This is a genomic window from Streptomyces sirii (genome assembly GCF_045690365.1).
Lineage (GTDB): Bacteria > Actinomycetota > Actinomycetes > Streptomycetales > Streptomycetaceae > Streptomyces > Streptomyces sirii.
In genome coordinates, this window is sequence record NZ_CP147982.1 from 8,401,242 (window position 1) to 8,414,867 (window position 13,626).

11 protein-coding genes and 1 pseudogene are annotated in these 13,626 nt (G+C 71.8%); 6 read left to right on the forward strand and 6 right to left on the reverse strand.

Translation table 11 applies throughout. The annotated features are described in order from the left end of the window. The first annotated feature begins 69 nt into the window (after positions 1–69). On the forward strand, positions 70–1,242 hold the full coding sequence (locus tag WAB15_RS37410; RefSeq protein ID WP_407289038.1) for a lipase family protein: 1,173 nt from the start codon (positions 70–72) through the stop codon (positions 1,240–1,242). A gap of 127 nt (positions 1,243–1,369) precedes the next feature. On the opposite strand, the gene WAB15_RS37415 is transcribed toward WAB15_RS37410, so the two are convergent. From WAB15_RS37415 to WAB15_RS37430, 4 genes and pseudogenes are all read right to left on the reverse strand, one after another. Beyond that, positions 1,370–2,413, reverse strand: coding sequence for a hypothetical protein (locus WAB15_RS37415; protein WP_407289039.1), 1,044 nt, complete (start codon positions 2,411–2,413; stop codon positions 1,370–1,372). A gap of 46 nt (positions 2,414–2,459) precedes the next feature. Beyond that, entirely contained in the window at positions 2,460–4,232 is a 1,773-nt protein-coding gene (locus tag WAB15_RS37420; protein ID WP_407289040.1) for a DNA/RNA non-specific endonuclease, read from the reverse strand. Then, positions 4,229–5,194 carry a sensor domain-containing protein gene (locus tag WAB15_RS37425; RefSeq protein WP_407289041.1) on the reverse strand — a complete coding sequence of 322 codons (966 nt, stop codon included), beginning with the start codon at positions 5,192–5,194 and terminating at the stop codon, positions 4,229–4,231. Before WAB15_RS37425 ends, WAB15_RS37420 begins: the two co-directional genes overlap by 4 nt. Positions 5,195–5,387: 193 nt before the next feature. Next, a pseudogene (locus WAB15_RS37430) lies at positions 5,388–5,540 on the reverse strand (sensor domain-containing protein); the annotation flags it as partial. A gap of 301 nt (positions 5,541–5,841) precedes the next feature. Here WAB15_RS37430 and WAB15_RS37435 point away from each other — a divergent pair. Continuing rightward, positions 5,842–6,501, forward strand: coding sequence for a class I SAM-dependent methyltransferase (locus WAB15_RS37435; RefSeq protein WP_407289042.1), 660 nt, complete (start codon positions 5,842–5,844; stop codon positions 6,499–6,501). A gap of 183 nt (positions 6,502–6,684) precedes the next feature. Here the strand turns inward: WAB15_RS37435 and efeB are convergent, their stop codons facing one another. Further along, positions 6,685–7,926 carry an iron uptake transporter deferrochelatase/peroxidase subunit gene (gene efeB, locus WAB15_RS37440; RefSeq protein WP_407289043.1) on the reverse strand — a complete coding sequence of 414 codons (1,242 nt, stop codon included), beginning with the start codon at positions 7,924–7,926 and terminating at the stop codon, positions 6,685–6,687. Between the two features lie 304 nt (positions 7,927–8,230). Between efeB and WAB15_RS37445 the strand changes: the two genes are divergently transcribed. The 4 genes from WAB15_RS37445 to WAB15_RS37460 all read left to right on the forward strand — a co-directional run bounded on the left by WAB15_RS37445 (position 8,231) and on the right by WAB15_RS37460 (position 12,492). Further along, a complete protein-coding gene (locus WAB15_RS37445) occupies positions 8,231–8,605 on the forward strand; it encodes an acyl-CoA carboxylase subunit epsilon (RefSeq protein ID WP_399148401.1) in 375 nt (124 codons plus the stop codon). Between the two features lie 103 nt (positions 8,606–8,708). Then, a complete protein-coding gene (locus WAB15_RS37450; RefSeq protein ID WP_399148402.1) occupies positions 8,709–10,337 on the forward strand; it encodes an APC family permease in 1,629 nt (542 codons plus the stop codon). A 276-nt stretch (positions 10,338–10,613) separates the two neighbouring features. Continuing rightward, positions 10,614–11,510, forward strand: a complete 897-nt coding sequence (locus WAB15_RS37455) for a PP2C family protein-serine/threonine phosphatase (protein ID WP_407289044.1) — start codon at positions 10,614–10,616, stop codon at positions 11,508–11,510. A 1-nt stretch (position 11,511) separates the two neighbouring features. Further along, positions 11,512–12,492 (forward strand): MASE1 domain-containing protein, encoded by a 981-nt coding sequence (locus WAB15_RS37460; protein ID WP_407289358.1) that lies wholly within the window; start codon positions 11,512–11,514, stop codon positions 12,490–12,492. A 28-nt stretch (positions 12,493–12,520) separates the two neighbouring features. On the opposite strand, the gene WAB15_RS37465 is transcribed toward WAB15_RS37460, so the two are convergent. Next, the gene (locus WAB15_RS37465; protein WP_407289045.1) at positions 12,521–13,582 is read right to left on the reverse strand and encodes an ATP-dependent DNA ligase; all 1,062 of its coding nucleotides are present in this window, start codon (positions 13,580–13,582) and stop codon (positions 12,521–12,523) included. Positions 13,583–13,626 lie beyond the last annotated feature (44 nt).

Here is a 13,626-nt window from a genome sequence, read left to right on the forward strand (position 1 = left end):
CCTTCCTTACCCGCGAGTCATTACGGTCGCAGCAACCACCCCAGCATCCGCGTCAGTTGGGAGAGCCGTATGCACCGTCGCCCCACCGCACTCGCCACCGCCGCCCTGGCACTCTCGCTCGGCCTCACCGGCGCGAGCGCCGCGGCACCGCGGCCGACCGCGCCACCGCACGGCAGCCCCGGCGACATCGTGACCGCCGCCCCGACGTCCTTCCATCCGCTGCCCGGCCAGCCCACCGGCACCCGCGCCTGGCACATCACCTACCGCTCCACCACCGCCGAGGGCGCCCCCAACACCGTCTCCGGCACCGTCATCGTCCCCGACGACGGCAGGACCGGCTCCCGGCCGCTCATCACCTACGCCGTCGGCACCGTCGGCCTCGCCGACTCCTGCGCACCCTCGGCCGGCTTCCCCAAGGGCACCACCATGGAGGCAAATCTCATCCAGCAGCTCACCGCCCGCGGTTGGGCGGTCGCGGTCACCGACTACGAAGGCCTCGGCACCCCCGGCGACCACACCTACACCGTCGGACGCGCCGAGGGCCAGGCCGTCCTGGACGCCGCCCGGGCCGCGCAGCGGCTGCCCGGGGCCGGTGCGGCCGGCGTCACCAAGGACTCCCCGGTCGGCATCATGGGCTACTCCCAGGGCGGCCAGGCCAGCAGCTGGGCCGCCGAACTGCACCGGTCCTACGCGCCCGAGCTCGACGTCAAGGGCACCGCGACCGGCGGCGTACCGGCCGATCTGCGCAAGGTCGCCGACGCCAACAACGGCAACATCGGCGCCGGCCTCATCCTGATGGCCGCCACCGGGCAGGACGCCGCCTTCCCCGAACTGCACCTGGAGAAGTACCTCAACGAAAAGGGCCGGCACTACGTCGACTTCATGAAGAAGAACTGCGTGGCCGTCGACACCGTCGCGGGCCTGTTCAAGAAGATCTCCGACGTCACCGTCAGGAACCCGCTCGACGAACCGGACTGGCAGCGGCGGCTGCGCGCATCGAACCTGGGCACCCGCGAGCCGGACGCCCCGGTCTACCTCTACCACGGAACCGTCGACGAACTGATCCCCTACGGGGTCGGCAAGCAGCTGCGGGCCGACTGGTGCGCCAAGGGGGCCACCGTCCAGTGGCACTCGATCCAGCTCGGTGAGCACGTCCTCGGCGCGATCGCGGGCTCCCGACCGGCCGCCGACTGGCTCGCGGACCGCTTCGCGGCCCGGCCGACGACCGGCAACTGCGACTGAGCCACCGCCGCCACGACGAGGTCGCCCACGGCGGACCCACGACGCGGTAGCCCTTCATCGCGCCTTCGGTGCCCAGCGCCAGGCTGTCGCACTCGTGCGGCAACCCATCGGTACCGTACGGCGACGGCTACTGCACCAGGGCGGTGTGCGGGTGCTCCGGAGACGCGGGGCAGGCGTAGATCTGCTGGTTGTAAGCGTCGCCGATGGTGACCTGGGTCGGGGTCGTCGGATCCGGGGGGACGGCATCTGGGGACGAGGCGGCCGCCGCCTGGTCTTCAAGGGGCGTCCAGCTGCCGATGCCAGTCTTGTGTTCCCTCGACGCGATGGTCAACATCGGCTCCATCGGGCTGTCGCAGACACGGCAGTGCTGGGTGGTGGGATCGGTGAAGCTCCAGGGCGCCCAGCCGCCGACCTTCCAGCCGGGGGAGACGGCCAACTCCCTGTCGTAGTACATCTCCTCCATCCCCTCATAGGCGCTGCCCGGCAGCGCCCCCGCCTTCTGCCGGACGCTCCATGCCTCGATCTCCTCGCACAGGTCCGGCTCCAGCTCGACGGTCAGCGGGTACTCGGTGATTTGCTCGGGGGAGAGCAGGCATGGTTCCGGCAGGTAGCCTCTGTGCTGCATCGCGGCGGGCTCCGGCGGCGTGGTGAGGACACCGCCGACCGCGGCGGCGGACCGCCAGAACAGCTCGGTTCTGGGCATGGTCTCCCCCGGGTGGTCGAACGGGCACCACAGCACCTGGAGCAGGTCCGCCCCTCCGGGCGGGCGCAGGCCAGGCACCTCACGGACGTACAGCTGGGCCACGGGCAGCAACGCGACCGGACCCGCCGGACACGGGTGGCCGGCGTTGATCCGTTCCACCACGGCGCGTTCATCTGGAGTGTAGAAACGGTCCTCCGGGGGCCGGCTCGTGGCTGCTGACCGGATCTCGCGCAGCAGCCTGACATCCGCAGGTGAAGTCGCCGGAAGCACATCCGGCGCCCAGTGCGTGCCGTCGCAGTGCGGCCACGGCTCGGCCGAGGGCCACAGCAGCGGGCCCCCGACCGAGCTGTCCTGGCGGGACGGCGAACCGGGCCGCGGGTGCAGCCGGGTCGCCGTCCGGGCCAACGGGCCCAGCCGTGGGAAGACGGCAGCGACGTCGGCCGGCCGTGGCGGGGTGGTACGGGTCATGCCGAACTCCAGGTGGTACCGGACTCTCTCGTGCCTCGGACCGGGCTCAGTTCCCCAGGTTGGGCCCTCCGTCGTAGGGGACGTTCAGCAGGCTCACCTCGTTGAAGACGGGCCACGAGGCCCCGTTGGGCAGCTGAACCTCGGCGCTCATGGTGACACCCTCCGGGATGGTGCTGTCGCCGGTCCGGTAGAAGGGAGTCACCACGTAATGGACGGCGGCGTTCTTAGGCAGGCCCTCCACCGCCGACTGGACCGCCATCTCGTAGTGCCGCATGCTCACCCCTTTGATGTTCAGTCCGATTTGCCAGCACGGAACGAGGTTCGACCAGTTCGGCTTCCCTGCGCCGAGTCCGCCGAGGACGTTGGCAATCAGATGGCACCGGGCCAGGTCGCCTTTGGGATACATCTTCCGAGCGTCCCTCCAGCCGGCGATGTCGGCTCTACCAGGCTCGGTCCCCGTCGCCAAGGGGTTCGTCAGGCACGCCTCCGCGGTGGCGGCCCGGGTGCTGGGACGGCTGGGCACGGTCAGGTTGCGACGTTTAACGCCCTTGCCGGTGTTCGAGATCCACCCGGTGCCGCTGGTCCTCGCCGTGCCCGGCTTCTTGGTGAGGCAGGCGGCCTTGCCGTTCCGCCGAGGCGGCGGTGTACCAGGCCCGGGGTCCGAGGCCCCCGGTGCCGCAACATCCTGGAGCTCGTCGATGATGAGCTTCACCTCCTGGTTGTAGGCGACGAGCCGACCCTGTTTCGTCAAAGCCCTTTTGAAGGCTTTCTGTCCCGGGCTTTCGGTAGCCCCCGGCGCCTGCACCCGGAGGGCCTTGTAACGCCCGTTGGGCTTGCGGACCAGACCGTCGTACGTGGTGGACGGGCTGCCGAGCTGCGCTGCCTGCGACGCGGGGAGCTGCCGAATCGCTTCAGGCGTCAGATATGCCGTACCCGGCTGCATGTCCACGGTGGTGCCGGTCCGCTGGGCGTACGCCTTCAGGGCGGAGGCCTGCGGCTGCCCGGACGGACTGTCGGCGAGGCCGGCTTCCTGGCTCTGCGCCTGGTCGCGGTACTGCGGCGGGCTGGCGGCGTCGCCGCCCTGGTCCATCGTCGCCGCCGGGTCCGGCGGATTGGCGTCGAGACTCTGCACGGCCTGGGCCATCTCCTGGAGCAACCGCGCCCCCAGGGCCTGTAGTTGCTGTTCCTTGCTCCGGAGTGCGGCGGCCTTCGCGTCGTGCGCCGAGGTGGCGGCGGTGAGCTCGGACTTCTGGGAGCTGAGTTTGGACTCTTCCTGCCTGAGCTGGCTCTGCTCGCTCTGCAGGCTGCTCTGCATGGTCCGCAGCTGGGCCTGCTCGGCTCTCAGCTGGCTCGCCTCGGCGTCGTAGGCGGCGGCCGCGGCGGCCTGCGCGGGCAGCCGGAAGCGGTGCGGCTTGCTGTTGTGTGCCCTGACCTTCGCATTCAGGGATGCCGCACGTGAGCTGAAGTTGCTGGCCTTCTGGTTCACGGAAGTGCTCTTGGAGTTGAGCCTCGACGTGGCGGCGCGCAGGGCCTCGGCCCTTTTCGTGAGCCGCTCCGCCTCGGCGACCACCGCCTTCGCCTGCACCGCGAACTCCGCCTCGCGACGGTTGAATTCCTCGACTTCCCGTACGAGAGTCGCCGAAGCGGCCGAGACGTCCCCGGAGGGAACGAGTGGTGTGACGGTGCCCGTCGGCGCCATGGCTGCGGTGGCCGGGGCGGCCGTGCCGACGACCGGCAGGAGCGCCACCAGCACCAGTAAGAGGAAGCGCCGCAGTATGCCTCGGCGGCGAGTAGGAGGCTTGAGCGGGTTCGCGGTCATCGGCTCACCTTCTTGGCGAGGCTGTCGGTGAGCTTCGAGACGGTCGCCTGGCCGTCACCGGCCTGGCACACCGAGACCTGGATCAGGCTCGTGCCGTTCACCCGGGCCTGGTGGGCGCAGGACCAGTTCGCGCCGGCGTCCTGAGCCGCCGTCCACGCCACGGCGACCTCCGTGGCGGGGTTCGCCTTGTACGTCCACTTCGAGGTACGGCCGGCCGGGTCGGTACGCGTCGAGGACGGGCACTTGGACAGGCCCTTGGTGAGGGTCGAGAAGGCGGCGCCGGCTTCCTTGCTGTCCGAGTACACACCGATCACCTGGTTCACGGTGTAGGAGCCGGTGGCAGCGGAGTCCCGATAGGTAGCCGACAGGAACGCGTTCCAGCCGTCCCCGTATACCGACTGGGTCGTCGGACCCGCCGCGGCGGCGCACGCCGACGGCGACACCTTGAGCGGGGCGCCGGGCCGGTCCGACTGGGCGCCGGCGACCAGCGTCGTCCCTGCCACCCGGCTGACACTGTCAGGGCTGAGGAGGTCTGCCTGGACGGTGCCCGCTGCGATGTGCGGCGGCCCGACGGGCGGCTGCTCCGGCCATAGCCACCATCCGATGCCGGCCAAAATCAGGCAGGGCACGACCGCGGCAACGAGCAGCGGCCAGTGGCGGAGCAGCCCTGCGAGGCCGCGCCTGCCTTCACCCCGTGAAGCGTCCGGCCGCGGCTGCGTACCCGTTTGCTGAGGGAGGGAGGCCGTACCGGATCCCGCCGCCCGGCGCTTCGGCTGCAGCGCCCGAAGCAGCCCGCCCGGCCCCGATGCTCCGGAACCGGCCCCGGGGCCGGCAACGCCCGGCGGTGGCCCGGCAGGCCCAGGCGGCGGCCCGACCGGACGCGGTGGCACACCGGCTGAGGGTGGTGGCGCGCCGGCCTGCCCACTGGTGCCCCACAGGTCCCGCCGCTTCATGCTCGTCATGTGGTACCTCCGTGTCGTCCCGCCGGGCCGGATCCGTGCCAGGTCCTCCCCTGCGGCGTGATCGGTGCCCGCGGTTCCCGCGCTGGCCCACCAACATGGCGGACGCCGCTGGAATAACGATGAAATTCCGTTGATCCGGGATGACACAGGAGCAGGTGCGGGGATGCCCCGAAGCCGCCCGCCGGGGGTGTGGGCCCAACTCGCGCCAGGTCGCCGGCTCCCGCAGCCGGGTCCGCAGCCAGCCGCGCAACCCCGGGCGCTCTGGGACCTGATGGGGGTCGGGCACCGGGTCCAGGTCCACCAGGCGCAGGCGCCACCGCTCGAAGCGGGTGACGGCGATGCCCGAGCCTAGGGCGTTTCGTTTGGATCACCGGGCGGGACCCGTTCCTGCGGGGCCACCCCCCAAACGAAGCAGGCATCCCGTTCTCGCCGGTAAGGCATTCCGCTGCTCGCGGGTTCGGATCCTTCTGTGGTTCTGCGCGGCGACCTGGACGGATGCCTGTGGCGAGATCTCCTGGCGTCTCGCAGAAGGGCATCAGAGGCCCCGTAGTGGAGACGCAGTGGACCGAAGGATCAGGAAGGACTGGGAAGCTCTAAGCAAGGGGCGACAGCACGAACCGGAACCGGGGATCTGGTGGACTGACGGCATGACGACGCCCCTGCCGCACCGAGTCCTCCGAGCGCTCGACGAGTTCAACGCCGCCCACCCCTGGGACCACAACGCCCACTACCACCGGTGGATCCTGCGACAACTTCCCCGCCGCTTCGACACCGCGCTGGACATCGGCTGCGGCAGCGGTGACCTGGTCCGGCTCCTGGCCACCCGCGCCGACGAGGTCCAGGGAATCGACTCCGACCCGGCGATCATCTCCAGGGCGCAGCGGCTGACTCCTCCGGCAACCGCAGCGACCTTCACGCTCGCAGACGCGCTGACCGGTGTCCCCGCCGGTCCCTACGACGTCATCACCTGTGTCGCCACCCTCCACCATCTGCCCTTCGCCGAGGCGCTCACGGTCTTCCGCCGGCATCTGGCCCCCGGAGGAACCCTGGTGGTCGTCGGCCTCTCCCGGACGCAGACCGCCGGAGACCATCTGCTCGGTGCCGCCGCCAGCCCGCTGAACGCCGCCATCGGCTGGCTCAAGAACAAGGGCCGCAGGGCACCCCGTCCGGCCTCGATGACGGCGCCGACCCGACCTGCGGAGATGAGCTTCTCCGACATCGTCGGCGCGGTTCATGACGCCCTGCCCGGCGCGCGCCTGCGCCGCCGACTGTTCTGGCGCTACACGCTCGTATGGCGCCGCCGCTGAACGGATCCCGGCCGCCGCTGCGATGAGGCTCGCCCCCGGGGCGACCGTCGGGGCTCGATCGGTGAGAGCACGCCGAAGTGGCGCTGCCAGCCGGGGGATGCGCACCCCCTCCGGCGCGTAGCCCGCCTCCTGGCCCGCGGTGCGCCGCGCGGGCCCCGCCCCGCGGCTCCGGCGCCGTTCGGCTCAGATCTTCTTCAGCAACTGGGAGCCGAACCAGTCGTCGGGGTCCTGAACTCCCGGCAGGACGAAGAAGTAGCCGCCGCCGATGGGCGTGATGAACTCGGCCAGCGGCTCGTGTTCGAGGCGCTGCTGCACGGTTGCGAACTGCCGCTCCGGGTCCTGCTGGTAGCCGGCGAAGACCAGGCCGAGGTCCATCCGGCCGTGGGTGTCGAACCCGTTGTTGTAGTTGTAACTCCGCCGCAGGAAGCGGGAGTCGTCGGTCTTGGCGGTCCGCGGGTTGGCCAGCCGGATGTGCGCGTCGAGCGGGATGATCTCGCCGTGCGGGTCCCTGCGGTAGTCCGGCAGGTCCGTCTCCTGCTTGCCGCCCAGGGGCGCGCCGCTCGCCTTGTGCCGCCCGAAGATCTTCTCCTGGCGGTCCACCGGCACCTTGTCCCACTTCTCGACGTGGAAGCGGATCAGCCGCAGCACCTGGTAGCTGCCACCCAGCGCCCAGTCCGGCTCACCGCACGGCGGTGTCACCCACAGCAGCCGGTCCATCTCCCTGGTCGACTCGGTGTCCGGATTGACGATGCCGTCCTTGAAGCCGACGAAGGTACGCGGCGACCCCGAGGGCCGGGACGGATTGAGGAAGGCGTCCGACCGCCAGCGGGGCCGCAGCAACCCGTCCGTCTCCCGGGCCACATCGCGCAGCACATGGACGATGGCGTCCGGGTGCTGGCCGCAGATCTGCAGCGACAGATCGCCGTGACAGCGCGCCGGCTCCAGCCGGTCGTCGGGGAAGGCCGGCATCGCCTTGAGATGCCGCGGCTTGTGCCCGGAGAGCCCGAACCGGTCGTCGAACAGCGAGGCCCCCACGCCGAGCGTGATGGTCAGCGAGTCGGGGGTCGGCTCCTCCGCGGCGACCTGCTCGTCCCTCGGCTTCACCCCGGCCGCCAGCACCCGGGACCGGTGGGTGAGCGTCCGGAACAGCTTCTCCAGGCCCTCGCGGTTCTCCGCCAGCACATCGAAGCCCGCGAAGCCGGCGAAGAGCTGCTGGGGGGTCACGATCCCGGCCTGATGGCGTCCGTGGAAGGGAACCCTGTCGGGCAGCGTCCGGCCGCTGTCGCGTCCCCGGTCCGCCGCGGTGGCCTCCCGGCTCAGCCCCGCGGCCGCCACCCCGGCGAGCCCCGCCGCGCACTTGAGGAATCCTCGGCGCCCGTCGTCCCGCACCGGGGCACGCTCGTCGCCGGCCTGATCACGTCTCATCGTCCCGCCATCCTGACTACGTCATCCGGCACCCGCGTGCCTGCACGTACCTGTCCGACATGCTCGCGGGCCCCGGCATGAGGACCGGGACCAACACGGCCGGGGCGGCGGATATCACGCATGCGGCGCCGGTCGGTCGCCCGAATGGCGCAGGGGGACCGCCCTCCCGCGCGACAGCGCCCCGCCGCGCTTCTAGCGTCAGCCCTGTGACCTGCCCGAACACGGCCCCGAACCCGGCACGGCGGAACGCCGGGGCGGGCTGTCACATGCCCCGCACCGCCCATGAGCCCCGGGACCCCCAGCTATGAACGCATTCACCGACGAGAACAGAACCACCGGCGAGGGCACCCAGTTCGAAGAGTCCACACCGGGTGAGGAGGCCGTAGGGGGCGACGGGGGCGCACCGGCCGATGCGGGCGCACCGGCCGATGCGGGGGCACCGGCCGAGGAGTGCCCGCCCGCCGTCGAGCCCGTCGCACTGTCGCTGCGGATCGAGAGGGGACATGCCGAGCCCGAGGAGCTCGCCGCGATCGCCGTCGTCCTGTGTGCCCAACTCGCGGGCCTGCACGCGCTCGCCGCAGACGCGCCCGCCGAGGAGCGCCCGGCCGACCGGCGGCACCCCCGGGGGCACTCGGTACGCCCCTCCGCATGCTGGTCGGGCTGCTGGACCTGCGCCTGAGGCCACCGCGCGGCGTGCTCCCGGGGGAGCGGGCGGCCGCGGCCCGATGATCGTCACGTAGGGTCCAGCGAGGCGGCACAGCGCATCGAGGGGAACCGTTTTCGTGGCAGAGCGTCAGGCATCCGAGGGGGACGGCGCGGCGGGTGCGCCGGAAGTGCGGGCGCAGGAGCGCCGGTTGCGCCGGGACCTGGGGTTCTGGGGGCTGACCGGTATCGGCTTCTCCAACATCGTCGGCTCCGGCTGGCTGTTCGCGGCCATGTACGCGGCGCAGACGGCCGGGCCCGCCGCACTGCTGTCCTGGATCGGGGCCGGCCTGCTGTGCGGACTCATCGCGCTGGTCCTGATCGAGCTCGGCGCGTCCCGGCCGGAGGGCGGTGGCACGGTCCGCTGGCCGCTGTTCGCCAGCGGCCGGCTCGTCGGCACCCTCATCGGCTGGTCGACGCTGCTGTCGGTGGGCGGTACGGCGGCGGAGATCAGCGCGATCATGCAGTACGCGGCCCACTACCTCCCCGGCATCTACAACGGCCACACCCTCACCCTCGCCGGCCTGGCGCTGGCCGCCGGACTCAGTGTGCTGCTGACCGCGCTGAACTGGTTCGCGGTGCGGATGTTCGCCCAACTCAACAACCTGATCACGGTGTTCAAGATCGTCGTCCCGGTGGTCACCGTGCTCGCGCTGATCGCCTCCGGCTGGCACTCCGGCCGGCTGACCGACCACGGCGGCTTCGCGCCGTACGGCTATGTGGCCTGCCTGACCGCGCTGGCCGGCGGCGGCATCGTCTACTCGGTCAACGGCTTCCAGGCCCCGCTGGACTTCTCGGGCGAGACCCGCAACCCCCGCCGGACCATCCCGGGCGCGGTCCTCACCGGTATCGCCCTGGCCGTGGCCATGTACCTCGCCCTGCAGCTGGCCTACCTCTTCACCGTCCCCGAGAACCTGCTCGGCAACGGCTGGCAGGGCGTCTCCTTCGACTCGCCCTTCGGCCAGCTCGCCCTGATCCTCAACCTGCACTGGCTGTCGAGCCTGCTCTACGCGGACGCGGTGATCTCGCCCGGCGGCTCGGCGTACGTGGGCGTGGCCATCGACGCGCGGCACACCTACGCGCTCGCCAAGAACGGCACCATCCCCCGGTACTTCATGAAGGTCAACCAGCGGTACGGCATCCCGCGCCGGGCACTGGTGATCAACCTCCTGGTCATCGTGGTCTTCCTGCTGCCGTTCGGCGGCTGGCAGGACATCGTGAGCGTCATGGGCGACATGTATCTGCTGATCTACGCGGCCTCCGCGGTCGCGGTCGCGGTGTTCCGCGCCGAACCGGGCGGGCGGACGGCGGGCTGGGTTCCGGGGCTGGGCTGGATCGCCCCGCTGAGCTTCGTGGTGGCCGGCGAGTTCGTCTACTGGTCGGGCTGGCACGATCTGCGCCTCGCCCTGCCCCTCGTCCTCGCCGGCCTGCTGATCTTCCTGGCCATGCACCGCCCCGGAGCGCGCGACGCGGCGGCCATCGAACGCGACGGCGCGGGCCCGAGCCGCCCCCTCGGCGTCGAACTCCGCACCGGCGCCTGGCTGGTGGCCTATCTCATCGGCCTGATCGTGCTCTCCTGGCTGGGCACCTTCGAGGGCTCCGGCCACCTGCCGGCCCCCTACGACTCGATCGCGGTGGCCGCCCTCGCCCTCGTGGTGTTCTTCTGGGCCGTACGCTCCGGCGTCCGCCATCGGACGGCGACCGCGTAGATCCGCCACGGAGCGGCGGCAGCGGGAACAGGGACGACGGCCGGTCCCGGCGGCGATCGCTCCCCGTAGCCGTCCGGCCGCGCGAGACGGTGCGTGCCGGGGTGCGGGGCCCCGGCCGCCCGCCATCAAGCGGAAGTCGCACCGCGGAAATAAGATGAATCGGACAGGTGGGCTCACCAGAGCCCCATCAGGCCAGGTCAGGAGGCCGATGCGGACCGCCGCACGGAGCGTGCACCCCCGCAGTGGCCCATGCACCGATGCACCTTGGAGCGATCCATGCTTCGGCGTCGTCCCCCGCGGTCGGCGAGCGCCGACGATCTGCTGACCACCCTCGGACGGCTGACCGCCCAGGCGCGGGAAGGCGCCGAGAAGCAACGGGCCCGGGTCGAGCTGGCCGAGGCGCTGCAGCGCGAGATGCTGCCCACCCGGCTGCCGGAAGTGCCCGGACTGCGCACCGCCGCCAGCTACGCCCCCGCCCGGCACGGACTGGACATCGGCGGCGACTGGTACGACGGCTTCCCGCTGCCCGACGGCTCACTGGCCTTCTGCATCGGTGACGTACAGGGCCACGACGTGGAGGCGGCCGCCTTCATGGGGCAGATCCGCCTCGGACTGCGGGCCGTCGCGGTGCACGCCGCCGACCCCGGCGAGGTGCTGAGCCGGGCCAATGACCTGCTGCTGTCGGTGGACTGCGGGCTCTTCGCGACCTGCACCTTCGTCCGCTTCGACCCCGTCGCCTGGGAACTGTCCAGCGCCCGGGCCGGCCATATCCCCGGCATCTGGGTCACCGGCGACGGCCGCTCGGGCCTGACCAACGACCCCGGGGGAGTGCCGCTGGGCATCGTGCCGGGCGAGGTGTACCCCGTCACCCGCCGCCGGCTCGACACCTCCGGCGCGTTGGTGCTGCTCACCGACGGGGTCGTCGAGGGGCCGTCGTTCCCGATAGAGGCCGGACTGCAGCAGGTCACCCGCCTGGTGTGCGCCAACGCCGACGGCGATCCGGCCACCGTGGCCGCCGCGGCGATGAGCGTGGCCGAGCTGACCGGGCACAGCGACGACTCGGCGGTGATCGTGCTGTGCTTCGACGGCAGCGGTCCGCAGCCCCGGGTGAAGCCCGGTCCGGGCGCGCGTGTCGCAGCCGACGCCCGGCCGTCCGCGTTGTCTGATGGCTGATGTGGTGCGCACCGAAGAACTCCGACGTCTCGCACCGGCAGCCCTGACCATCTTCGTTCTCACCGCCGTCTACTTCGCGTCCGCATGGATCGGCCTTCGGGAGTCGGTGGTGGTCGCCGGTGCCGTGGTCACGCCCTTATGGCCGCCCACGGGCATCGCGCTGAGCAGCCTGCTCCTGCTGGGCATGTGGACCTGGCCGGGCATCGCCCTCGGCACGCTGGCGATCGTCGCGACGCTCAGCCCGCTCGACGTCTCGGTCCTCGGCGTCATGGCGGGCAACACCCTCGCCCCGGTGTGCGCCTGCCTGATGCTCCGCAAGGTGGGCTTCCGCGTCGAACTGGACCGCCTGCGCGACGGGGTGGCCCTGGTCGCCCTCGGCGCGTTCGCCGGCATGCTGATCAGCGCGACGGTGGGCAGCGGAACCCAGGTGCTGACCGGTTCGCTGCCGACCGGAGGCTTCTGGCGGACCTGGGCTGCCTGGTGGGTGGGCGATGCGATGGGCGTCCTCGTCGTCACCCCCCTCGTCCTCGCCCTCCGCACCACCGGGCGGCCCTACGGCATCCCCGCCTACCGCTGGGCCGAGGCGGCGGCACTGCTGGTCGCGGCCGTCGTCATGTCGTTCATGGCGACCAGGAGCCAGCTCTCCCTGCTCTTCCTGGTCTTTCCGCTGATCGTGTGGGCGGCGCTGCGCTTCCAGCTCGCGGGGGCGGCACCCTGCGTGCTCCTGGTGTCCGTACTGGCGATCACGGCGGCGACCGCGCGCATCGGACCGTTCGAGGGCCAGAGCCTGCTGGAGGCGATGGTCAACCTGCAGGCGCTCAACGCGTCCGCGGCGCTCACCGCGCTGCTGCTGTCGGCGATCGTCACCGAGCAGAACGCCATCCGGCGCAAGATCGAGCAGGCCTGCACGGAACTGGCCGAGGTGGTGGACCGGCTCGCGCCGGGGGAGAGCCGGCGCCGCTGGCCCCCGGACAAGCGCTGACCGGCAGGCCTGCGGCCCGCGCCCGCCCTCAGTCCTCCAGCAGCTCCCGCAGGTCGTAGCCCACCGGCTCCTCCAGCTGGGCGTAGGTGCAGCTCTCCGGCGTACGGTCGGGGCGCCAGTGGCGGAACTGGGCGGTGTGCCGGAACCTGCTGCCCTCCATGTGGTCGTAGGCGACCTCGCACACCCGCTCCGGGCGCAGCGGCACCCACGACAGGTCCTTGCCGCCGCTCCAGCGGCTGGGCCCGCCCGGCATCCGCCGGGACGCGTGCGCCGCCTCGTCCGTCCACGCGCCCCAGGGGTGGTCGGCGACCTCGTCCATCCGCAGCGGCGCCAGCTCCTCGACCAGCTGCCGCCGCCTGGCCATGGGGAACGAGGCGCACACCCCGACATGCTGGAGCCGACCCGCGCTGTCGTGCAGGCCCAGCAGCAGCGACCCGACCACCGGACCGCTCTTGTGCAGCCGGTAGCCCGCCACCACACAGTCCGCGGTGCGGGCATGCTTGATCTTGAACATGGCGCGGTCGCCCGGCCGGTACGGCAGGTCCAGCGGCTTGGCGACCACCCCGTCCAGCCCCGCCCCCTCGAACTGGGTGAACCAGCGGCCCGCCAGCTCCCGGTCCGTCGTCGCGGGCGCGGTGTACACCGGCGCCCGCGCCGGCCGCAGCGCCTCGACCAGCGCTTCCCGGCGCGCCGACTGCGGCTGGTCCATCAGCGCGTCCGAACCGAGCGCCAGCAGATCGAAGGCGACCAGGGAGGCGGGCGTCCGCTCGGCGAGCGTGCGGACCCGGGAGTCCGCCGGATGGATGCGCTCCAGCAGCTCCTCGAAGTGCAGCCGGCCGTCATGAGCGATGACGATCTCGCCGTCGACGACGCAGCGCGGCGGCAGTTCGGCCCGTACGGCCGCGACCACCTCGGGGAAGTAGCGGGTGAGCGACTTGGTGGTCCGGCTGGCGATCTCGACGTCCGCCCCGTCACGGAAGACGATGACCCGGAAGCCGTCCCACTTGGCCTCGTACTGCATGCCGGCCGGGATGTCGGTCACCAGCTTCGCGAGCATCGGCGACACCGGGGGCATGACGGGCAGATCCATGCTCCCGATCCTGCGCGCTCGGGGCGCTCACCGCGCGCCGAGGG

Bases quoted from the DNA above. Each gene is read 5' to 3' on its own strand.
- efeB (WP_407289043.1), bottom strand. From the start codon at position 7,926: ATGAGACGTGATCAGGCCGGCGACGAGCGTGCCCCGGTGCGGGACGAC.
- WAB15_RS37410 (WP_407289038.1), top strand. From the start codon at position 70: ATGCACCGTCGCCCCACCGCACTCGCCACCGCCGCCCTGGCACTCTCG.
- WAB15_RS37445 (WP_399148401.1), top strand. From the start codon at position 8,231: ATGAACGCATTCACCGACGAGAACAGAACCACCGGCGAGGGCACCCAG.
- WAB15_RS37435 (WP_407289042.1), top strand. From the start codon at position 5,842: ATGACGACGCCCCTGCCGCACCGAGTCCTCCGAGCGCTCGACGAGTTC.
- WAB15_RS37465 (WP_407289045.1), bottom strand. From the start codon at position 13,582: ATGGATCTGCCCGTCATGCCCCCGGTGTCGCCGATGCTCGCGAAGCTG.
- WAB15_RS37415 (WP_407289039.1), bottom strand. From the start codon at position 2,413: ATGACCCGTACCACCCCGCCACGGCCGGCCGACGTCGCTGCCGTCTTC.
- WAB15_RS37425 (WP_407289041.1), bottom strand. From the start codon at position 5,194: ATGACGAGCATGAAGCGGCGGGACCTGTGGGGCACCAGTGGGCAGGCC.
- WAB15_RS37455 (WP_407289044.1), top strand. From the start codon at position 10,614: ATGCTTCGGCGTCGTCCCCCGCGGTCGGCGAGCGCCGACGATCTGCTG.
- WAB15_RS37420 (WP_407289040.1), bottom strand. From the start codon at position 4,232: ATGACCGCGAACCCGCTCAAGCCTCCTACTCGCCGCCGAGGCATACTG.